Source organism: Thiobacillus sp. (genome assembly GCA_024235835.1).
Classification (GTDB): Bacteria; Pseudomonadota; Gammaproteobacteria; order Burkholderiales; family Thiobacillaceae; genus PFJX01.
This window is the reverse complement of the sequence record JACKLQ010000002.1, coordinates 714,706-733,679: the sequence shown is the minus strand read 5'-3', so window position 1 is coordinate 733,679 and position 18,974 is coordinate 714,706. Positions and strand designations below refer to the sequence as shown.

21 protein-coding genes and 1 pseudogene are annotated in these 18,974 nt (G+C 65.9%); 12 read left to right on the top strand and 10 right to left on the bottom strand.

The features are described 5' to 3' along the window. Positions 1-5 precede the first annotated feature (5 nt). The 3 genes from dapF to xerC all read left to right on the top strand — a co-directional run bounded on the left by dapF (position 6) and on the right by xerC (position 2,614). Positions 6-848, top strand: coding sequence for a diaminopimelate epimerase (gene dapF, locus H6935_11640; protein MCP5278998.1), 843 nt, complete (start codon positions 6-8; stop codon positions 846-848). A gap of 91 nt (positions 849-939) precedes the next feature. Continuing rightward, the gene (locus H6935_11635; protein ID MCP5278997.1) at positions 940-1,587 is read left to right on the top strand and encodes a DUF484 family protein; all 648 of its coding nucleotides are present in this window, start codon (positions 940-942) and stop codon (positions 1,585-1,587) included. Positions 1,588-1,717: 130 nt separating this feature from the next. Further along, a complete protein-coding gene (gene xerC, locus H6935_11630) occupies positions 1,718-2,614 on the top strand; it encodes a tyrosine recombinase XerC (protein ID MCP5278996.1) in 897 nt (298 codons plus the stop codon). A gap of 16 nt (positions 2,615-2,630) precedes the next feature. Here xerC and H6935_11625 read toward each other — a convergent pair whose 3' ends face one another. The 7 genes and pseudogenes from H6935_11625 to H6935_11595 all read right to left on the bottom strand — a co-directional run bounded on the left by H6935_11625 (position 2,631) and on the right by H6935_11595 (position 6,227). Then, positions 2,631-3,308, bottom strand: coding sequence for a hypothetical protein (locus tag H6935_11625; protein ID MCP5278995.1), 678 nt, complete (start codon positions 3,306-3,308; stop codon positions 2,631-2,633). Between the two features lie 77 nt (positions 3,309-3,385). Further along, the gene (locus H6935_11620; GenBank protein MCP5278994.1) at positions 3,386-3,697 is read right to left on the bottom strand and encodes a putative addiction module antidote protein; all 312 of its coding nucleotides are present in this window, start codon (positions 3,695-3,697) and stop codon (positions 3,386-3,388) included. 5 nt (positions 3,698-3,702) lie between these two features. Further along, a pseudogene (locus H6935_11615) lies at positions 3,703-3,998 on the bottom strand (type II toxin-antitoxin system RelE/ParE family toxin). A gap of 177 nt (positions 3,999-4,175) precedes the next feature. Then, positions 4,176-4,913 (bottom strand): bifunctional demethylmenaquinone methyltransferase/2-methoxy-6-polyprenyl-1,4-benzoquinol methylase UbiE, encoded by a 738-nt coding sequence (ubiE, locus tag H6935_11610; GenBank protein ID MCP5278993.1) that lies wholly within the window; start codon positions 4,911-4,913, stop codon positions 4,176-4,178. A gap of 93 nt (positions 4,914-5,006) precedes the next feature. Further along, on the bottom strand, positions 5,007-5,273 hold the full coding sequence (locus H6935_11605) for an oxidative damage protection protein (GenBank protein MCP5278992.1): 267 nt from the start codon (positions 5,271-5,273) through the stop codon (positions 5,007-5,009). A gap of 65 nt (positions 5,274-5,338) precedes the next feature. Continuing rightward, positions 5,339-5,686 carry a hypothetical protein gene (locus H6935_11600; protein MCP5278991.1) on the bottom strand — a complete coding sequence of 116 codons (348 nt, stop codon included), beginning with the start codon at positions 5,684-5,686 and terminating at the stop codon, positions 5,339-5,341. Positions 5,687-5,762: 76 nt separating this feature from the next. Beyond that, complete coding sequence (locus tag H6935_11595; GenBank protein MCP5278990.1) at positions 5,763-6,227, bottom strand: tRNA (cytidine(34)-2'-O)-methyltransferase; 465 nt, start codon at positions 6,225-6,227, stop codon at positions 5,763-5,765. A gap of 249 nt (positions 6,228-6,476) precedes the next feature. Between H6935_11595 and gshA the strand changes: the two genes are divergently transcribed. Genes gshA through H6935_11575 form a run of 4 tightly spaced genes read left to right on the top strand, consistent with a single transcriptional unit; the run spans position 6,477 to position 10,341 of the window. After that, entirely contained in the window at positions 6,477-7,772 is a 1,296-nt protein-coding gene (gshA, locus tag H6935_11590; protein ID MCP5278989.1) for a glutamate--cysteine ligase, read from the top strand. Further along, entirely contained in the window at positions 7,769-8,716 is a 948-nt protein-coding gene (gshB, locus tag H6935_11585) for a glutathione synthase (GenBank protein ID MCP5278988.1), read from the top strand. Before gshA ends, gshB begins: the two co-directional genes overlap by 4 nt. A 14-nt stretch (positions 8,717-8,730) precedes the next feature. Next, entirely contained in the window at positions 8,731-9,771 is a 1,041-nt protein-coding gene (locus H6935_11580; protein MCP5278987.1) for an FAD:protein FMN transferase, read from the top strand. A 21-nt stretch (positions 9,772-9,792) separates the two neighbouring features. Then, positions 9,793-10,341 (top strand): DinB family protein, encoded by a 549-nt coding sequence (locus H6935_11575; protein MCP5278986.1) that lies wholly within the window; start codon positions 9,793-9,795, stop codon positions 10,339-10,341. On the opposite strand, the gene H6935_11570 is transcribed toward H6935_11575, so the two are convergent. After that, positions 10,295-10,813 (bottom strand): TlpA family protein disulfide reductase, encoded by a 519-nt coding sequence (locus tag H6935_11570; protein ID MCP5278985.1) that lies wholly within the window; start codon positions 10,811-10,813, stop codon positions 10,295-10,297. The two genes, H6935_11575 and H6935_11570, sit on opposite strands and share 47 nt — an antisense overlap. A 302-nt stretch (positions 10,814-11,115) precedes the next feature. Here H6935_11570 and H6935_11565 point away from each other — a divergent pair, with 302 nt between their 5' ends. Then, complete coding sequence (locus H6935_11565) at positions 11,116-12,309, top strand: class I SAM-dependent RNA methyltransferase (GenBank protein ID MCP5278984.1); 1,194 nt, start codon at positions 11,116-11,118, stop codon at positions 12,307-12,309. Between the two features lie 85 nt (positions 12,310-12,394). Beyond that, on the top strand, positions 12,395-12,808 hold the full coding sequence (locus tag H6935_11560) for a cytochrome c (protein MCP5278983.1): 414 nt from the start codon (positions 12,395-12,397) through the stop codon (positions 12,806-12,808). Here the strand turns inward: H6935_11560 and H6935_11555 are convergent. After that, entirely contained in the window at positions 12,793-13,653 is an 861-nt protein-coding gene (locus H6935_11555; GenBank protein MCP5278982.1) for a sulfotransferase, read from the bottom strand. The genes H6935_11560 and H6935_11555 overlap by 16 nt on opposite strands. Positions 13,654-13,811: 158 nt before the next feature. Between H6935_11555 and H6935_11550 the strand changes: the two genes are divergently transcribed. From H6935_11550 to H6935_11540, 3 genes are read left to right on the top strand one after another with little or no spacing between them, the layout of a single operon-like run. Continuing rightward, positions 13,812-15,479, top strand: a complete 1,668-nt coding sequence (locus tag H6935_11550; protein ID MCP5278981.1) for a thiamine pyrophosphate-binding protein — start codon at positions 13,812-13,814, stop codon at positions 15,477-15,479. Beyond that, positions 15,448-17,241 (top strand): hypothetical protein, encoded by a 1,794-nt coding sequence (locus H6935_11545; protein MCP5278980.1) that lies wholly within the window; start codon positions 15,448-15,450, stop codon positions 17,239-17,241. The genes H6935_11550 and H6935_11545 overlap by 32 nt, the downstream gene beginning before the upstream one ends. Continuing rightward, positions 17,238-18,527 carry a phenylacetate--CoA ligase family protein gene (locus H6935_11540; protein ID MCP5278979.1) on the top strand — a complete coding sequence of 430 codons (1,290 nt, stop codon included), beginning with the start codon at positions 17,238-17,240 and terminating at the stop codon, positions 18,525-18,527. The genes H6935_11545 and H6935_11540 overlap by 4 nt, the downstream gene beginning before the upstream one ends. Positions 18,528-18,545: 18 nt before the next feature. On the opposite strand, the gene H6935_11535 is transcribed toward H6935_11540, so the two are convergent. After that, the gene (locus H6935_11535; protein MCP5278978.1) at positions 18,546-18,752 is read right to left on the bottom strand and encodes a hypothetical protein; all 207 of its coding nucleotides are present in this window, start codon (positions 18,750-18,752) and stop codon (positions 18,546-18,548) included. Between the last annotated feature and the right edge of the window lie 222 nt (positions 18,753-18,974).

The following is an 18,974-nucleotide window of genomic DNA, read 5'->3' as shown; positions in this document are numbered from 1 at the left end:
CCAAGATGCGTCTCCGCTTCACGAAAATGCAGGGTGCCGGCAACGACTTCGTCGTGCTGGACGGCATCAGTCAACGCGTCGAGTTGGGCCCAGCGCAATATCAGGCCCTGGCGGATCGTCACTTCGGCGTGGGCTGCGACCAGATTCTGCTGGTGGAACGCCCCAGCCGGGACGACGTGGATTTCCGCTACCGCATCTTCAATGCCGACGGCGGCGAGGTGCAGCAGTGTGGCAACGGCGCCCGTTGTTTCGTGCGTTTCGTGCACGACAAGGGCCTGACCCCCAAGCGGGAAGTCCGCGTGGAGACGGCCTCCGGCATCATCGTGCCGAAGCTGGAAAACGACGGCCGGGTCACCGTGGACATGGGACCACCCCGCTTCAAGCCCGCCGAGATTCCCTTCATCGCCGATGCCCAGGCCCTCACCTACGTCATCGACGTGGATGGCCCACTGGGCGTGGAGCCCATCGAGATTTCCGCCCTGTCCATGGGCAACCCCCATGCCGTGCGGGTGGTGTGCAATCTGGACGCCGCTCCAGTGCAGGAACTGGGGGCCAGGATCGAGCATCACCCCCGCTTTCCCGAACGGGTGAACGTGGGCTTCATGCAGGTGCTGCACCGGCGCGAGGTGCGGCTGCGGGTGTTCGAGCGGGGCAGCGGCGAAACCCTGGCCTGCGGCACCGGCGCCTGCGCCGCCGTGGTGGCGGGCATCAACCGGGGCCTGCTGGACCATACCGTCACCGTGCATACCCGGGGCGGCGATCTGTCCATCCGCTGGGCAGGCGGGAATGCCTCCGTATTCCTCACCGGCCCGGCCGTCACCGTTTTCGAAGGTGAAATCGAGTTATGACCCCCCTATCCGTCATTCCGGCGCAAACCGGGATCCAGGCTCCTACTGGACATCGGCTTGCGCCAATGTGACGTCCTTGTAAGGCACCCACATGAATATTTCCCCCGAACAGATCAAGGAATTCCTCCAGCTCAACCCGGACTTCTTCCAGGGCCATCCAGAACTGCTGGCGGACATCACCGTCCCCAACCCCTATAGCGGCCAGGCCATCTCCCTGGGTGAACGCCAGGTATTGGCCCTGCGGGACAAGTCCCGGGGGCTGGAGCAGAAGCTGCGGGAGTTCATCCAGTTCGCGGAGGAAAACGACGCCATCGGCGACAAGCTGCACAAGCTGGGCCTGGGCCTGATGCGGGCCCGCAGTCTGGAAGCGGTGTTCCAGTCCCTCTATCTGGGCCTGTCCGACAGCTTCGCCGTGCCCCATGCCGTGGTCAGGATCTGGGCGGACGAGGACAGGGGTCTCCCGGAATTTGCCGCCGTGAGCCCGGATATCCGGGTGCTCATGGCGGGCCTGACCCAGCCCCAGTGCGGCCCCGACGTGCCGGACGAGATCCGCGCCTGGTTCGACGCTGCCGGCCCCCATCAAAAGTCCTTCGCCATCGCCCCCCTGCGGGAGGACAACCTGAACGGCTTGCTGGTGCTGGCCTCCGAGGATGCCAAGCGTTTCTATCCGGAGATGGGTACCCTCTACCTGTCCTGGCTGGCCCAGCTTTCCGGCGCGGCCATCTCCCGCTTCATCTAGTCCATGGTTATGGGAGCCTCCCCCGCGGCTCCCCCCTTTGCAAAAGGGGGGTTGGGGGGGATTCCCGCCGCCTCCACCCCCACCGACACTCAAATCCCCCCTGCCCCCCTTTACAAAAGGGGGGAACGGCATGGCTGACGACCGTGGGGAACTCGGCATCGCCATCGACGCCTTCCTCCTGAACCTGCGGGCCCGCAGCTACAGCCCCGCCACGGTCACCACCTACGCCTTCGACCTGGGCCACCTGCTGGAGCGGGTGGGCGAAGTGGACCCGGCCAGCCTCACCAGCCATCACATCCGCCGGGCCCTGGCGGGCCTCCATGCCCGAGGCTCGGCCCCCAAGACCCTGGCCCGCACCCTGTCCGCCTGGCGCAGCTTCTTCAACTGGCTGGCCCGCCAGGACCGGGTGGAAGCCAATCCCTGCCTGGGCCTGCGCCCCCCCAAGGGCGACAAGCGCCTGCCCAACGCCCTGTCAGTGGACGAGATGGCCCTTCTGCTGGAACCCGAGCCCGAGGATACGGTGTGGTCCCGCCGGGACACGGCCATGTTCGAGCTCATGTATTCCTCGGGGTTGCGACGGGCGGAGCTCATCGGCCTGGACCTGGGCCAGGTGGACATGAGGGAAGCGGAGGTCCATGTGCTGGGCAAGGGCAGCAAGGCCCGCATCGTCCCCGTGGGCAGCCGGGCGCTTGCCGCTTTGGAACACTGGCTGGCGGTGCGGGACAGCGTGGCCAAGGACACTCCGGCGTTGTTCGTGGGCGCCCGGGGGGAGCGCATCGCCCCCGGCGTGCTCACCCAGGCGTTGAAGAAACGGGCGCTGCGCCACGGCGTCAGCGCCCACGTGCACCCCCACGCCCTGCGCCACTCCTTCGCCAGCCACGTGTTGCAGTCCTCCGGGGATTTGCGCGCCGTGCAGGAGATGCTGGGCCACGCCAGCCTGTCCACCACCCAGGTTTATACGCACCTGGACTTCCAGCACCTGGCCAAGGTGTATGACCAGGCCCATCCCAGGGCGAAAAAGAAGTAATCAGGCTGCGGTCGATTCATCGTGAGGCATGCGCATGGTGCATGACCTCACCGATAGAGCGGGCACCGGGTGCATAGGCTGCCATGGCCACACCCACAAGCGCCAGAAAAACCGCCGTCAACCCAAACGGCAACATGGTTCTTCGCAGTGCCGTTGTCAGCCAGTGCTGGTGATCGACCCCACGCCACCTGCGATAGAGGGTGTAGGAAAGCGCACCGTCTATAAGCAGTTCGGCAAAAAGCACTGGTGCGATATACACGACATAGAACGACGCCAGGGCCAAGCCTATTGCCAAGAGCACAGCAACGATGGGAATGGCCAGTTCATCCGCGTCGAAAGCAGAGCCGGCCGCATCGCCGATTGATGAAAGCGGTTCGGAGTCCGTCATGGATATGGGTTCCTGGCCGAAGAACGACCCGTTGGCTCCTCCACCGCCAAAATTGCCACCACCACCCTGGATTGAATCTATTACGTTTCCGGTGCTTCTCGAAGGCACAAGATTGGTGAGATCCGGAAGGTCTACGAAATCGTCGGCCCGAGTCCGCAACCACAGCCAGAGCAAGAACAGGAAGACCAGATACGCCCCTGCCAATGCAAGCGGGTAACGCAGAGCCATGCTTTCAACGCCTGAATGCAGAAGCAGGAAAGACCACAGCAACCCTGTTGCACCTGTCAGGGTCACGATGAGCCCCATCTGGATGCGGGGGTACGACTCCCGCTCCAAGTGGCGCCTCATGCGAAAAACAGCCAGTGAGCGGGTGAAGCGCATGCCTACGAAATGATTCGGTTGTCGCGGGCCTCGGCATGCAGCTTCAACCCCAACGCCCCGATAACCTTGAGGATGGTGTCAAAGCCGGGGCTGCGGTCGCCGGATAACGCCTTGTAGAGGCTTTCCCGGGACAGCCCTGCGTCCCGGGCCACCTGGGACATGCCCTTGGCGCGGGCGATGTCGCCCAGGGCCTTGGCGATGAAGGCGGCGTCGCCGTTGGCTTCCTCAAGGCTGGCTTCCAGATAGGCGGCCATTTCCTCCGGAGTCCGAAGGTGCTCGGCCACGTCATAGCGGGTAGTGGCGGTGTTACCCATGGTGATTACTCCAATAGATCGCACGCAAGACGGAGGGCGGTCTTGATGTCCCTGGCCTGGGTACGCTTGTCGCCGCCCGCCAACAGGATGATCAGTTCCTGCCCCCTCTGCTTGAAATACACCCGGTAGCCGGGACCGTAGTTGATGCGCAATTCCGAGACGCCCTCACCAACGGGTTGGACATCCCCCGGATTTCCCATGGCCAGCCGTTCGATCCTGACCTGGACACGGGCCGGGCCTGGATGTCGCGTAGGCCATCGAGCCAGTGCGCGAAGGCTTCGGTCTTGCGGACCTCAAGCATGGAACAAACGTAGCCAACGGGCTACATATTATCAATGAAGAGTGTGAGCCCGGTTGGAATGGCCTGTCTGGATTTGCCGTGGCGCATGGCTGTTTCTCCCTGTTTTTATTGATTTCGGGTGGCCTGTTTGACCATCCCATCCCCTCCGCGTCTGGATGGCGAAGTGGGGTGCTGCTCTTAAACCTTGTACCCCACGTGCAAAGCCACCACCCCCGCCGTCAGGTTGAAGTAGTCCACCCGTACGAAGCCCACCTCCTCCATCATGCCCTTCAGGGTTTCCTGGTCCGGGTGCATGCGGATGGATTCGGCCAGGTAGCGGTAGCTCTCCGAGTCCTTGGCGACGATGTCGCCCATGCGGGGCAGGAGCTGGAAGGAATACAGGTCGTACAGGGGGGCCAGGGGTTTCCACACCTTGGAGAACTCCAGCACCATGAGCTTGCCGCCGGGTTTGAGCACCCGGCGCATCTCCGCCAGGGCGTTGTCCTTGTGGGTCATGTTGCGCAGGCCGAAGGCCACGGTGACCAGGTCGAAGTAGTCGCCGGGGAAAGGCAGCTTCTCGGCATCGCACTGGGCCACGGGCAGCATGAGGCCCTTGTCCAGCATGCGGTCCCGGCCCACGCCCAGCATGGAGCCGTTGATGTCCGTGAGCCAGACCTCGCCGGTGGGGCCCGTCTCCTTGGCCAGCAGGCGGGCGATGTCGCCGGTGCCGCCGGCGATGTCCAGCACCCTGGCGCCGGGCTTCAGGCGGGCCTGCTGGGCCAGGAAGTGCTTCCAGGTGCGGTGCAGGCCGGCGGACATGAGGTCGTTCATCACGTCGTAGCGGTCGGCCACGGAGTGGAACACCTCGGCCACCTTGCGGGCCTTCTCGCTTTCGGCGACGGTCTTGTAGCCGAAGTGGGTTTCTTTGTCGGACATGGATTTTGCGGTGAGGGGTTCGGTAAGGGGGGATTGGCGAGCGGCCGGATGGGACGGGGTTTCCCCCTCACCGCTAACCGCTCCCGATATCCGTCAGTGGGGCCGGAAGCCTTCCGGGGCCCCCACGCCCTCGCCGAAGAAGTACTTCTCCGCCTGCTCCATCAGGTACTTGCGGTGCTGGGCATCGGCCAGATTGAGGCGGTTCTCGTTGATGATCATGGTCTGGAGCTTGATCCAGCCTTGCCAGGCTTCCTTGGAGATGCTCTCGAACACCCGCTTGCCCAATTCACCGGGCAGGGGGGGGAAGTCCAGACCTTCGGCCTCGCGGCCCAGTTTGACGCAGTTGACCATGCGTGCCATGGAAGTGCTCCTGATTTCAAGACAAAGGGATTGAATGGGATGGTAGCCCAGGGGGGGGTGGGGCGTCACCCAACACCTGGGGTGTCGTCCGGTTGCGTCAACTGCTTCTCCAGACGCCTGGCGAACACCTGCATTTCCTTCACGGCCTGGATGTCGCCCTTTTCCTGGGCGGCGGCGATGCCCTGGCGGTAGGTGTCCAGGGCCTCCCGGGCCTGGCCGGCCTCCGCCAAAAACTTGCCCAGGAGCTTCCAGGCGGCGGAATAGCGGGCATCGAAACCCAGGGCGGCCCGCAGGTGGGCGATGGCGTCCTCCAGGCGTCCGGCCTTGTGGCATTCGTTGCCCAGGGAAAAGCGTAGCATGGCGCTGTCCTTGCCTTGGGCCAGCAGCTTTTCGAAGGTTTCCAGGGCGCTCATGGCGATGCTTTCATAGGGAAAGCCCGTATATGGGTATAAGGCAAGGGAAAGCAAGCCGCAGAGGCCGAGCCGACCATCAGGCGCCACCGCAATAGCCATTCTGCCGCCAGCCTTCGAAAACCGCCACGGCCACGGCGTTGGACAGGTTCAGGCTGCGTTGTCCGGGCCGCATGGGCAGGCGCAACCGCCGCGCGGGGGGAATTCCTTCCAGCACTTCCGGGGGCAGGCCACGGGTTTCGGGCCCGAACACCAGTACGTCGCCGGGCCGCATCGAGGCCTGGGCGAAGGCTCCCCGGGCACGGGTGCTGAAGGCGAGGAAGCGGCGCCCCGCCAGGGCCGTGGCCAGGGCAGACCAGTCCTCATGCACCCGCAGGCTGGCGTATTCATGGTAATCCAGGCCAGCGCGGCGCAATTGCTTGTCTTCCAGGTCGAACCCCAGGGGTTTCACCAGATGCAGGCCGCAGCCCGTATTGGCGCAGAGGCGAATGACGTTGCCGGTATTGGGGGGGATTTCCGGCTGAAAGAGCACGATTTCGAACAGATTGTCGGGCATGTCAACGAAGTTGGGATTTTCCCGTCAATATACGAGTACTGGAGGGCGAGGACATCCGTTCTTGGCACGGGCCGAGCGTTTCCGTCTATTTCTCACGCCGGCGTAATCCGGGATGTACGGTCAAAGCAAAGATCTGGGCCCGGCCTTCCGCCGGGCTCACGCGGTGGTGTCACGAATTGATCCAAGCATCCCTTACACTCGTCACTCGCATACCTGATCTTGCCTATCACGCCCACCATGGTCCCCCATCTCACCACCGCCCTCACCGGCCCCCTGCTGGACATCGAGCGCCACGTCATCGAGGCCCAACCGGACATCGAGCACTGGTTCCGCAAGCAGTGGCTGGACCACCCGGCCCCCTTCTATACCTCCGTGGACCTGCGCAACGCCGGTTTCAAGCTGGCCCCCGTGGATGCCAACCTGTTCCCCGGCGGCTTCAACAACCTGAACCCGGACTTCCTGCCCCTGGCTCTCCAGGCCGCCCAGGTGGCGGTGGAGAAGATGTGCGTCTCCGCCAAGCGCTTCCTGCTGATTCCGGAGAACCACACCCGCAACGTGTTCTACCTCCAGAACGTGGCCACCCTGGCGGACATCGTGCGCAAGATCGGCCTGTCCGTGCGCATCGGCAGCCTTATCCCGGACCTGAAGGCCCCCCTGACCCTGGACCTGCCCGACGGCGGCCAGTTGACCCTGGAGCCTGTTGTCCGGGTGGGAGACCGCATCCTGCTCAAGGGTCGGGACGAGGAGCCGGACTTCGACCCCTGCGCCATCCTGCTCAACAACGACCTGTCCGCAGGCATCCCCGAAGTGCTCAAGGGCCTGAACCCGGCCCAGACCCTGCTGCCGCCCCTCCACGCCGGCTGGTCCACCCGGCGCAAATCCCTGCACTTCAAGGCCTATGACGAAGTGGCCGGCAAGTTCGCCGCCCTGGTGGGCATCGATCCCTGGCTCATCAATCCCTTCCATGCCAATTGCGGCGAGGTGGACTTCCACGCACGCAAGGGCGAGGAATGCCTGGCCCAGCACGTGGAGGAAGTCCTGGCCAAGACCCGGGTGAAATACAAGGAATACGGCATCGACCGGGAACCCTTCGTCATCGTCAAGGCGGACGCGGGCACCTACGGCATGGGCATCATGACCGTGAAATCCTCCGACGACGTGCTGGACCTGAACCGCCGTGCCCGCAACAAGATGGCCGTGGTGAAGGAAGGGCTGGCTGTGAGCCACGTGCTGGTGCAGGAAGGCGTGCCCACCTATGAAAGCATCAACCAGGCCGTGGCGGAACCCGTGGTGTACATGATCGACCACTTCGTGGTGGGCGGCTTCTACCGGGTGCACACGGGCCGGGGCGCGGACGAGAACCTGAATGCCCCGGGCATGCATTTCGTGCCCCTGGCCTTCGACCTCACCGGCAGCTTCTGCGACTGCGGCGCCCGCCCGGATGCGCCGGTGAACCGCTTCTACACCTACGGCGTCATCGCCCGCCTGGCGGCCCTGGCATCGGCCATCGAGCTGGAGCAGACCGCGCCATGAGATTTCTATTCGTGGCCGACCCCCTGGCCGGCTTCAAGACCTACAAGGACACCACCTACGCCATGATGCGGGAGGCGGCCCGGCGGGGGCACGCGCTCCATGCCATGGTGGCGGACGACCTGGCCTGGCGGGATGGCCTGGTGTTGGGCCGCTGCCAGGCCATCCGCATGACCGGGGGCGAGCCCTGGTACGAGGCGGGCGAATACACATGGCAGGACCTGGCGGACTTCGATGCGGTGCTCATGCGCAAGGACCCGCCCTTCGACCAGGGCTACCTCAACGCCACCTGGCTCCTGGAGATGGCGGAGCGTCAGGGGGCCCGGGTGTTCAACCGGCCCCAGGCCCTGCGGGACTACAACGAGAAGCTGGCCATCGCCCGCTTTCCTGCTTTCATCGCCCCCACTTTGGTGAGCAACGATGCCGGCCTCATCCGCGAGTTCCTGGCGGAACAGGGGGACATCGTGGTGAAGCCCCTCAACGCCATGGGCGGGGCTGGCGTGTTCCGCCTGCGTCCCGCCGACCCCAACCTGGGGGCCATCCTGGAGACCGTCACCCGGTATGGCGGGGAAACCATCATGGCCCAGCGCTACCTGCCCCAGATCGCCGAGGGCGACAAGCGGGTGCTGGTCATCGACGGCGAGGCCGTGCCCTTCGCCCTGGCCCGCATCCCGGCTGAGGGCGAGACCCGGGGCAACCTGGCGGCGGGAGGCACCGGCGTGGCCCGGCCATTGACGGATCGGGACCGGGAGATCGCCCTCGCCCTGGGGCCCACCCTGAAAGAGGCGGGCATCCTGCTGGCGGGCCTGGATGTCATCGGCGACTGTCTTACGGAGGTGAACGTCACCAGCCCTACCTGCTTCCAGGAGATCACCCAGCAGATGGGCTGCGACGTGGCGGCGATCTTCGTCGATGCCCTGGAACGGAACGTGAAGGGGAAAGGGTGAAAGGGGGAGGGTGGATGTGGCGCGGATGGCTGGCCCTGGCGGCGCTGTTCTTGCTGGCGGGTTGCGGACCCAAGCTCCACAAACAGCAGTCCTACGTATTCGGTACCCTGGTGGAGATCACAGTCTACGGCGAGGAGGAGGCCAAGGCCCGCCAGGTGACGGATCAGGTGCTGAAAGACTTCGACGAACTGCACCAGACCCTGCACCCGTGGGAACCAGGCACCCTGGAGCGCATCAACGCCATTCTGGCCCTGGCCTCGCCGGAGGCCCCCGCCCGGGCGTCGCTACCCCCCGGCGTCCTCCCCATCCTCCAGGACGCCGCCCGCTTGTCCGAGTTGTCGGTAGGCCTGTTCAACCCGGCCATCGGCAACCTGGTGCGGCTGTGGGGCTTCCATGCCGACACCTTCGAACCCCGCCTGCCGGACCCGGCGGCCATTGAAAAGCTAGTCCAGGCCCATCCCCGGATGTCCGACCTGCGCCTGGAGGGCTTCACCCTCAGCGGCACCAACCCGGCGGTGCGCATCGACCTGGGGGGCTATGCCAAGGGCTACGCCCTGGACCTGGCAGCGGCCTATCTGAAACGCCAGGGCGTGGACAACGCCCTCATCAACATCGGCGGCAACGTCATGGCCCTGGGGCAAAAGGGGGGGGAGCCCTGGAAGGTGGGCATCCAGCATCCCCGCAATGCCGGGGCCCTGGCGGTGCTGGAACTCCATGACGGCGAGGCCATAGGCACCTCCGGCGACTACCAGCGTTTCTTCGAGGTGGACGGAAAACGCTATTGCCACCTGATCGACCCCCGCACCGGCTGGCCGGCGGGCCAGGCCCAGGCGGTGACGGTCATCGCCCGGGGCCCCCATGCGGGCACGCTTTCGGACGTGGCCAGCAAACCCCTGTTCATTGCCGGCCCCGGGGAATGGCAACGCCTGGCGGCCAGGATGGGCGTGGCCGAGGCCCTGTTCGTGGCGGCGGACGGCAGTATCTCCGTTACCCGTCCCCTGAACCGTCGGCTGATTTGGGAGAATGGGGTACCCCAAGCCCGGGTAGTGGACTGATCACACAAGGAGGAGACCAACATGTATTCATGGAAAACCCATTTCGTCAGCCAGGCGGACTACCAGCACTGGGCCAACGAGGTCATGTTCACCGCCCTGGACCATTTCCAGCCCGAGGTCATCGGCAGCGACCAGGGCCTGTTCTTTCGCAGCATCCACCACACCGTGGACCACATGCTGGTAGTAAGCCAGGCCTGGCTGGCCCGCCTGAAGGGAGAGTCCTTCTCCCCCGATTACAAGGTGATCAACCACCCGGACTGGCGGGAGTTGAAGCTTGCCCTGCGCAAGGAGATGCGCCACCTGCAGGACTGGCTGGATACCCGGCCGGAGGGTTTCTACGAGGGGCATATCCGCTTCAGCGGCAGCGACGGCAAACCCAGGGAAATGTGGACGCGGGACGCCCTCATTCACCTCTTTACCCACTATGCCCATCACCGCGGCCAGGTATCGGCCGTGGCCACCCGCCTGGGGGGGCCCTGCCCGGAGATGGATTTCGTGTACTACCGGCGGGAAATGGACAAGCTCATGGCAGAAGCCCAGGCCGAGGCTCGGCAAGCAAAGGACCAATGAGATCCTCCAGGCGGCCGGCATGGAGCTGGCCGCTGACCTTGTGGCGGACGCGCCCCTGGCGGTCGATGATGAAGGAGGTGGGCAGCCGGTCCACGCCGCCGAAAGCGGCCTCCACACCGGCTGGAACCAGGGGGGCCGGGAAGGTGTAGCCTTCCCTGGCCATGAAGGCATCCACCTCCTGCTGGGTTTTATCCGTGCTGTAGGCGACAATCTCGAATCCCCGGCCCTTCTGGGCGCGGTAGTAGTCCTCCATGGCAGGCATCTCGTGGCGGCAATAGGGGCACCAGGTGGCCCAGAAGTTAACCAGCACCACCTGGCCCCTAAGGGCCACCAGTTCCGGCACCGCCGGCGCAGTCTGGTCCAGGTCGCTCACCCAGGCCGGGGGACGGAACCACAGGTAGGCGATGAGGCCCAGCAGCACCAGCGTCACCGGGCTGGGAATGAATTTCTTGAGGAACGCACTTGTCGGCATCTGACAAACCCAAACAACGTAAGACCCTGGGCATCAAACCCGAAGGCAAGGCCGACACGCAAGCGTCGGACAAACACCGGCCCCCCGTGCGGGGTCGCCACCTGGCCGGCGCGGCCAAGCCCCGCACCAAGACCGTCCAGGAGGAGCGTCAACCCCGGCCCAAGGCCGGCGGCACCCCGGCACCGTCCGAAGGCAGGCCAGCCAAGCCCCGCCGCCAGGAGGCAAGGCCCGGGCAAGAGAGGAATGGTCGCCATCGTGAAAATGCCCGACCCGACACCCGCAATGACCGGCGCGGCGAAGATATGCCCCGCCGCCGTCCTCGCCCTGCTCCGGAGCAAGCCGCCGCTCATGCCTTTTTCGTGCCATGCCCCAAGGGCCTGGAAGCCGAACTGGTGAATGAACTGGCGGAGATGGGCATCACCGACGCCCGCCCCGCCCCCGGAGGGGCCGCCTTCAAGGGCAGCCTGCCCCAGGCATGGAAGGTCAACCTGTGGAGCCGTCTTGCCGTGCGGGTGCTATGGCGGGTGGGGGAAGGCCCCTACCGGCTGGAGTCCGACCTCTACGACGGTGCCATCAAGGTGGATTGGCCCACCCTGTTCGAGGTATCCCGCACCATCGCCGTCCACACCGTGGCGCGCCACAGCCCCCTCAAGAGCCTCAATTTCGCCAGCCTGAAGGTGAAGGACGCGGTGTGCGACCGTTTCCGCGCCGAGCTGGGGGAGAGGCCCAGCGTGGACACCCACGCCCCCGAAGTGCCCCTGGTGCTGTACCTCACGGAGGAGCGCTTCAGCCTTTACATCGACCTCTCCGGCGAGCCCCTCAACCGCAGGGGCTTCCGCGTGGAACCTGCCGCCGCGCCCCTGAACGAGAACCTGGCGGCCGGCATGCTGCGCCTGGCGGGCTGGCGACCCGGCACCCCCTTCTTCGACCCCATGATGGGGGGCGGCACCCTGCTCATGGAGGCGGCCATGATGTGGCTGAACCGGGCCCCCGGCCTGAAGCGCCATTTCGCCTTCGAGAACCTGAAGGATTTCCAGCGCATCGAGTGGCAACGCCTGCGCAAGGACGCCGAAGCCGCCGCCCACGATCCGGTATCCCTGCCCATCTTCGGCTCGGACATCGACCCGGCCATGGTGCGGGCCACGGGCCTCAACCTGAAGGCGGCTGGCCTGCTGGACTGCGTGCAACTGCTGGAGGCGGATTTCCTGGAGGTGGACGCGCCCCCCGTGGACCCGGGTGTCATCGTCAGCAACCCGCCCTATGGCGTGCGACTGTCCCTGGAGGAGGCTCACGCAACCCCGGCCGCCTTCTACCGGCAACTGGGCGACGTGCTGAAGCGAAAATATCCCGGCTGGTCCGCCTATCTCATCTCCGCCGATCCGGAACTTCCCAGGCACATCGGCCTGTCCGCCAGCCGGCGCACCCCCCTGTTCAACGGTCCCCTGGAGTGCCGCTTTTACGAGTTCCGCCTGGTTTCCGGCTCCAACCGGCGCTGAACGTCACGGCAACTCGGCACCCTACTGTAATGATTTTGTGCAAAAATATGTAAACGAGTTTTTGCCAACCATCGAAAGGATCTCCATGAACCCCAGCAAGCACCTCCTGGCCCTGAGCGCCCTGTTGATGCTGGCCGCCTGCGGCGGCAAGGAAGAAGCTGCCCAGCCGGCCCCCGAGGCCACCGCCGAAGCCCCTGCCGTTGCAACCTCCGAACCTGCGGCGCCCGCCCCGGACGCCGGTGCCGAGCCAGCCTCCGGCCCAGGCGTGGATGCCTCTGCACTCTACGCCGGACGCTGCGCCAGCTGCCACGGTCAACTGGCGGAAGGCCAGGGCGGCAACCCCAGCCTGGTGGGCCTGTCCGCCGCGGACATCCAGACCAAGCTGGAAGGTTACCGCGCCGGCACCACCTTGGGGCCCAAGACCGCGGTCATGGCACCCATGGCCAAGAGCCTCACCGACGAGCAGATCCAGGCCCTGGCCAGCTATCTGGGCGGCTGAGCCGGCTCCTCAAAGGACGGCCAAGCCGCCTTGGTGCTTTTGCGGCACCGGACCACCGTCCGCAGCAGGGATTCCCGGTCAAAATCACCGCCCCGGCAGGTTTGCAGGGCGTCATCCAACCGGCGGGCAGCCTCGCTGACCATGACGTAGTCGACGCCGCCGGCACGGTCCAGGCCCGGCTTGACGGTGGCCAGCAGCACGGCTTCCGCCACTTCCGGAAGCCCGGTGTGTCGCGCCAGGCCCTCAGCCACATCCCGGGGCCTGCGGAACCAGTCCTCGTAGTGCACGATGTGGCATTCCCCCCGGGTGTGCCACAGGGCGTCACAGACCCGTTGCAGCCAGACCCGCTCGGCCACCTCCGGCGGGGTGTCGTAGGCCCGCATGAAAGAGCGGATGACGCTGCCCGGCTCCCGCAGGGCCAGGATGTACTTGGGCATCAGGCCCTCCTCCGCGAACAGCTGCTGCCAGACAGGCAGGAAGGCGGCGGTGCGGGGATCCTTGAAGCCCCATAGGTTGTCCAGTCCAAGGCGCCGGCCCAGCACGGTTCGCAAGGCCTCCCGAGCCGCCGCCGTGGCGGGCAGTTCCAGCCAGTCCGCCGGCAGGGGATGATAGGGCCAGGCCCCCAGGGCCCGCAGCAGGTCGGCCTGGATCCTGACGATGGGGGCGTCCTCGAAGAATCCCTCCGGGTTGTCCCGACGGGCCTGGATCAGTTCTTCCGACACCCCCATGCCCAGGACGGCCAGCACCTGCATGAGCAGGGAGGTGCCACTGCGGCCAGAGCCCAGGACGACGATGACGGGGCGGGCGGCGGTGGGCGGCATGGGGCAGTGGGCAGGCGTTTTCATGGGCAGGGGATTGTATGTCGACCGGTGCGGGGAAAAGCCTGTCCAGTAACAAGGTTTCCCCGGGGGGCTTCTTGTGCTCAAATCCCCTCCTTTTCTCCGCACCGGATTGGAGCATGGCGGGCCAAATGGGTCACCTGGGCCACCGCCGCCCAATTGAAATGAAAGTCAGCGTCAGCGAACTGATCGTCCGTTACCTGGAGCGCCTGGGCGTCCAGGTCATCTTCGGCATGCCCGGGGCCCACGTGCTGCCCATCTACGACCAGCTCCATGCCTCTGCGGTGAAAACCGTGCTGGTGAAGCACGAGCAGGGGGCCGCTTTCATGGCGGGAGGCTATGCCCGGGCGTCCCACCGGGTGTCCGCCTGCATCACCACGGCGGGCCCCGGCGCCACCAATCTGGTGACGGGCATCGCCAATGCCCACGCGGACCGGCTGCCGGTGCTGGTGATCACGGGCGAGACCTCCACCTACATCTTCGGCAAGGGCGGCCTCCAGGAAAGCTCCGGCGAGGGCGGCGCCATCGACCAATGCGCCCTGTTCGCCGGCATCACCCGCTACCGCAAGCTCATCGAGCGCACCGACTACCTGGGCCAGGTACTGAACCAGGCCACCCGGGCCCTGCTGGGGCCGAATCCTGGGCCGGTGCTCCTGTCCATCCCCTTCAACCTGCAGAAGGAGATGGTGGATACCCGGGTGTTGGAGCAGGTGCACATACCCCATGCCCACGCACCTGCCCCGGCCCTGGCCGGTCCCTTGCCTGCCCTGGCGCAACTGGTGCGGGAGGCCAGCTACCCCGTCATCGTCGCCGGCTACGGCTGCATTCGGGCCGGGGCCCGGGGCGAGGTGACCCGACTGGCGGAGGCCCTGAACATCCCCGTGGCCACCAGCCTCAAGGGCAAGGGCGTGGTGGCGGAAGGCTCGGAGCTGTCCCTGGGCTGCCTGGGGGTTACCTCCAACGGCGATGCCTACCGCTACATCACGGACCAGGCGGACCTGGTGCTCTTCCTGGGGGCCGGCTTCAACGAGCGCACCAGCTACCTGTGGGATGCCCGGCTTCTGGAGGGCAAGCGTCTGGCCCAGGTGGACCGGGACGCCGCCCAGCTGGGCAAGGTTTTCAACCCGGACGTGGCCGTCCAGGGCGACATCCGGGAGGTGGTGGGGGACCTGCTGGACCTGCTGGAGGCGGAGCCCTGCCCCCCCAAGAACCTGGACCGGCTGGCCGGCCACCGCCATGGCCTGGCCAACCCCAACGATTCCAGGTCCGCCCTGCGGGCCAAATTCCGCCTCATGGAGGCTTTCTTCCAGGGCCTGGCCCGGCGCTTCCCGGAAGACGCCCTGATCTTCGACGACAACATCGTCTTCGCCCAGAGCTTCCTGGACGTCTCCCACACCAACCACTACTTCCCCAACTCCGGCATCTCCTCCCTGGGCCACGCCCTGCCGGCGGCCATCGGTGCCAAGCTCTTCTTCCGGGATGCCCCGGCCTTCGCCATCCTGGGGGACGGGGGCTTCCAGATGTGCGGCATGGAACTCATGACCGCCGTGAACTACGGCATCCCCCTGAACACCGTGGTCATCAACAACGGCAGCATGAGCCTCATCCGCAAGAACCAGTTCCAGCTCTACGGCGAGCGCTACATCGACTGCGACTTCGTGAACCCGGATTTCAAATTGCTGGCCGCAAGTTTCGGCATCCAGCACCATCGCATCGAGACCGAGACCGACCTGGATGAGCTGTTTGCCCGGGCCGACCTGACCGGTGGCCTCAACCTCATCGAAATCCTGTTGGACAAGCATGCGTTCCCCAGCTACTTATCAGCCCGTTAGTTGCGGTCTCGCTGATCTCGACGAGCAGATCGCCGCCCAGCGGCAGGCCATCGCCCGTTTCGAGGCCGCCCTTTGGGAAGGCGGCTTCAACGATAAGCTGTTGCCCTCCTACCAGGCCGCCTGGCGCCGGCTGGAGACCCTGATCCAGTCCCGGGGCGAGGATCGGCGCCACGGCTTCGTCATCGTCATTCCCGTGGCGGACAGTCCCCAGCACCTGCGCACCTGCCTGGCCAGCCTGCTGGCGCTGTGCCGGGCCTACGGCTACGGCGGCATGGCGCAGGGGCGCTGGCGCAAGGTTTCCGTGCTGCTGGCGGACGATTCCGCCGAGGCGGCCGTGCTGGCGGAGAACCGCGCCATCGCCGGGGAATTCGAGGCCCAAGGCCTGCGGATGCATTACTTCGGCCCTGCGGAGCAGATGGACCTGCTGGACCGGCTGAAGGACCTGGACCTGGCGCCCATCGTCGGCGAGCACGCCCGGCCCGGCTTCAGCCACAAGGGCCAGGCCATGATGCGCAACATCGCCTTCCTGAAGCTGGCCGAGATGCGGGCGGCGGAAAGCGAGGCCCTGGGGGGCCCCCTGTTGTTCTACACCATCGACACGGACCAGGCCTTCCAGGTCAAGGTGGCCACGGCGGCAGGAGACGCCAACGTGGCGGCGGTGAGCTTCCTGCACCAGTTGGACGGAATTTTCTCCCACCCCCAGGTCCAGGTGCTCACCGGCAAGGTTGTGGGGGACCCGCCCGTCTCCCCGGCCGTCATGGCCGCCAACTTCCTGGAGGACGTCATCTGCTTCCTCGCGGAGATGGCCCACACCGAACCCGGACGCCCCTACCCACCCAGCGTGGCCAGCACCCGGGGCTCCGGCGAGGCGGCCTACCATGACATGGCGGACCTGTTCGGCTTCCGGTCCGGGGGCGAGGCCTACCGCTACCGCTGCACCCTGCCGGGGGATCCCGACAACGCCGCCTGCTTTTCCGACTTCGCCCGCCGCCTGAACAGCTTCTTCCACGGCGAGCATCCCACCCGCATCACCTACTACCGCCATGATGGCGCCCAATGCGGCGTGGCCCCGGCCCGCACCGTCTACACCGGCAACTATGTGTTCCGCCCGGAGGCCCTGGAATGGTTCATCCCCTACGCCCCCCTGCGCCTGCGCATGTCCGGCCCCACCATGGGCCGCCTGCTGAAGTCGGAACTGAAAGGCGGCTTCGTCTCCGCCAATGTGCCCATGTTGCACCGGCGCACCCTGGAGGCCACGGGCCAGTCGGAATTCCGCCCCGGCGTGGTGGAGGAAGACCGCCTCGTGGACCTGTGCGGCGAGTTCGAGCGCCAGTTCCACGGTGACGTCATGCTCTTCGCCATGGAACGCCTCACGGCCCTGGGCTACCCGAAGAAGCCTCTTCCCGGACGCGAGGTGGCGGACATCCTGGAAGCCATGGGCAAGGAAATGCGCCAGCGCTACCTGGCCAAGCAGGAAACCATCCTGGCGCGGCTGGAGGATCTGGAATCCTTGCTTAGCGATCCCTCCCACTGGTGGAACCAGGCCACGGGACTGGAGGAGAGCGTAGCCCATTTCCGGGCCTTTGCCGCCAACCTCCGGCACAACTTCGGGCCGGACTCCCCCTGCTATGCCCGCATCGACGCGCCAGGCAACCGGGAGAGCTGGCGCGTCCGCCAGGTGGCCGCCATCACCGGCTTGCACGACCACCGGCGCACATGGGACCAGGCCCTGGATCGGCTGCGGCAAACCGGCGGCCCATGATCCCCGCCCTGCGCCACTGGCTGCTCCGGCGCCGCCATCCCGGGCGCTACGCCCAGTTGGATGCCCTGCTGCAAAATCAGGCCCTGAGCCGGCCTGCCCTGTTGGAAAAGCAACGGCGCGATTTCATCGGGATGGCACGTTTCGCCACTGCCCACACCGCCTTCTACGCGCAACGCGATGGCGACCTCACCGGTTGGGACGGCAAGCCGGAAAGCCTGCCCCTCCTCAGCAAGGGGGACGTGCGCGCAAACCTGGACCGTTTGCTGGCCCGGAATGCCGATCCTACCCAGGTCAAGCTGGGCCATACCGGCGGCTCCACCGGCCAGCCCCTGGCCTTCTGGTACGACGAAGCCAAGCACGAACTCATGCGCGCCGGCATGATGCGGGGATTCATGATGTCCGGCTGGCGGCCGGGCCAGAAGGTGCTGTACCTGTGGGGAGCCCGCCAGGACACTGGCCGGGACGGAGTGTTCGGCCGGCGCCTCGCTGACGCCATCGGCGGGGAACAGACCATCGCCGCCGTGGAATACACCGAGGCCGGGCTCCATGCCTGGGCCACCCGCATCCGGCGCTGGCGCCCTGCCCTGATCTACGGCTACGCCTCCGCCCTGGCGGAACTGGCCCACTTCGTCCTGGACCGGAAAATGGTCATGCCGGACAGCCTGATAGGGGTGTATTCCACCGCCGAGATGCTGGACGACAGTCAGCGACCACTCATGGAGCAGGCCTACGGCTGCAAGGTGTTCAACCAGTACGGCTGCCGGGAGGTGCCCAACATCGCCTGGGAATGCCGACACGGCCGCATGCATGTCATGGCCGACCTGGTGCTGCTGGAGTCCGTGCCCATGGAAGGGGAGGACCGATTGCTCGTCACCTCCCTCACCAACCGGATCATGCCCTTTATCCGCTACGACCTGGGGGACGCCGGCCGGCTGCTGGAAGAGGCCTGCGACTGCGGCTCCCCTTTCCCCCTCATGGAGATGGGGATGTGCCGCCGCAACGACCTGATCCGCACGCCCTCCGGCAAGCGGGTCCATCCCGCCTGGTTCAACCGCCAGCTCTACGGCCTGACCCAGATACGGCAATACCAGTGGGTGCAGGCGGCCCCGGAACGCATGGTACTGAACGTGGTGTGTCCGCACAGGCTGGAGGCCGGCACGGTGGCGAGCATGATGGAAAACCTGAGGCGGGAGGTGGACCCTGCCATGGTCCTGGACGTGCGCTACCTGGACGAGATTCCCCGTACCGCCTCAGGCAAACACCGCTTCGTCATCGGCCTGGCCTGAACCGGCGGGCGCCGGTTTCTAGCCCCCGCCAATGGGGACGGCGGATTTTCCCCTGCCCCCACTGCGTTTCTTCTGCCAGCCGATGCGGTCGACCTGCAGCGAGTAGATCTCCACCTTCCGGTGTCCGCACTGGCAGCGGTAGATCCGATCTTCCCCATCCTTGCCCACGAACACATGCTGGTGCATGCCGGCGGCACATAACAGTTCCTGAATGATCGCTTTCATGTCCACCCCCCTTTGGCCCGGGCCGGCCAAACAGGCTTGTCGGCCTGCCCGGTTATGTCGCGAAAACTCGCCCCCTCCCTGGGGAGAGTCCTATCTGGCTAACTGGCGCGGGGGAGTACTAGGGGAATGGCCTGCAAAGGGCGATGGTGCTCATGATGTCTCCTGTGTGATGGCCTGTTGAGGCCGTTTTTGGCCTTCTTATATACCGCAAATTGACCAAGG

Bases quoted from the DNA above. Each gene is read 5' to 3' on its own strand.
- xerC (MCP5278996.1), top strand. From the start codon at position 1,718: ATGGCTGACGACCGTGGGGAACTCGGCATCGCCATCGACGCCTTCCTC.
- H6935_11550 (MCP5278981.1), top strand. From the start codon at position 13,812: ATGAAAGTCAGCGTCAGCGAACTGATCGTCCGTTACCTGGAGCGCCTG.
- H6935_11580 (MCP5278987.1), top strand. From the start codon at position 8,731: ATGTGGCGCGGATGGCTGGCCCTGGCGGCGCTGTTCTTGCTGGCGGGT.
- dapF (MCP5278998.1), top strand. From the start codon at position 6: ATGCGTCTCCGCTTCACGAAAATGCAGGGTGCCGGCAACGACTTCGTC.
- H6935_11545 (MCP5278980.1), top strand. From the start codon at position 15,448: ATGCGTTCCCCAGCTACTTATCAGCCCGTTAGTTGCGGTCTCGCTGAT.
- H6935_11570 (MCP5278985.1), bottom strand. From the start codon at position 10,813: ATGCCGACAAGTGCGTTCCTCAAGAAATTCATTCCCAGCCCGGTGACG.
- gshB (MCP5278988.1), top strand. From the start codon at position 7,769: ATGAGATTTCTATTCGTGGCCGACCCCCTGGCCGGCTTCAAGACCTAC.
- H6935_11540 (MCP5278979.1), top strand. From the start codon at position 17,238: ATGATCCCCGCCCTGCGCCACTGGCTGCTCCGGCGCCGCCATCCCGGG.
- gshA (MCP5278989.1), top strand. From the start codon at position 6,477: ATGGTCCCCCATCTCACCACCGCCCTCACCGGCCCCCTGCTGGACATC.
- H6935_11565 (MCP5278984.1), top strand. From the start codon at position 11,116: ATGCCCCGCCGCCGTCCTCGCCCTGCTCCGGAGCAAGCCGCCGCTCAT.
- H6935_11600 (MCP5278991.1), bottom strand. From the start codon at position 5,686: ATGAGCGCCCTGGAAACCTTCGAAAAGCTGCTGGCCCAAGGCAAGGAC.
- H6935_11555 (MCP5278982.1), bottom strand. From the start codon at position 13,653: ATGAAAACGCCTGCCCACTGCCCCATGCCGCCCACCGCCGCCCGCCCC.
- H6935_11620 (MCP5278994.1), bottom strand. From the start codon at position 3,697: ATGGGTAACACCGCCACTACCCGCTATGACGTGGCCGAGCACCTTCGG.
- H6935_11560 (MCP5278983.1), top strand. From the start codon at position 12,395: ATGAACCCCAGCAAGCACCTCCTGGCCCTGAGCGCCCTGTTGATGCTG.
- H6935_11605 (MCP5278992.1), bottom strand. From the start codon at position 5,273: ATGGCACGCATGGTCAACTGCGTCAAACTGGGCCGCGAGGCCGAAGGT.
- H6935_11535 (MCP5278978.1), bottom strand. From the start codon at position 18,752: ATGAAAGCGATCATTCAGGAACTGTTATGTGCCGCCGGCATGCACCAG.
- H6935_11635 (MCP5278997.1), top strand. From the start codon at position 940: ATGAATATTTCCCCCGAACAGATCAAGGAATTCCTCCAGCTCAACCCG.
- H6935_11575 (MCP5278986.1), top strand. From the start codon at position 9,793: ATGTATTCATGGAAAACCCATTTCGTCAGCCAGGCGGACTACCAGCAC.
- H6935_11625 (MCP5278995.1), bottom strand. From the start codon at position 3,308: ATGGGGCTCATCGTGACCCTGACAGGTGCAACAGGGTTGCTGTGGTCT.
- ubiE (MCP5278993.1), bottom strand. From the start codon at position 4,913: ATGTCCGACAAAGAAACCCACTTCGGCTACAAGACCGTCGCCGAAAGC.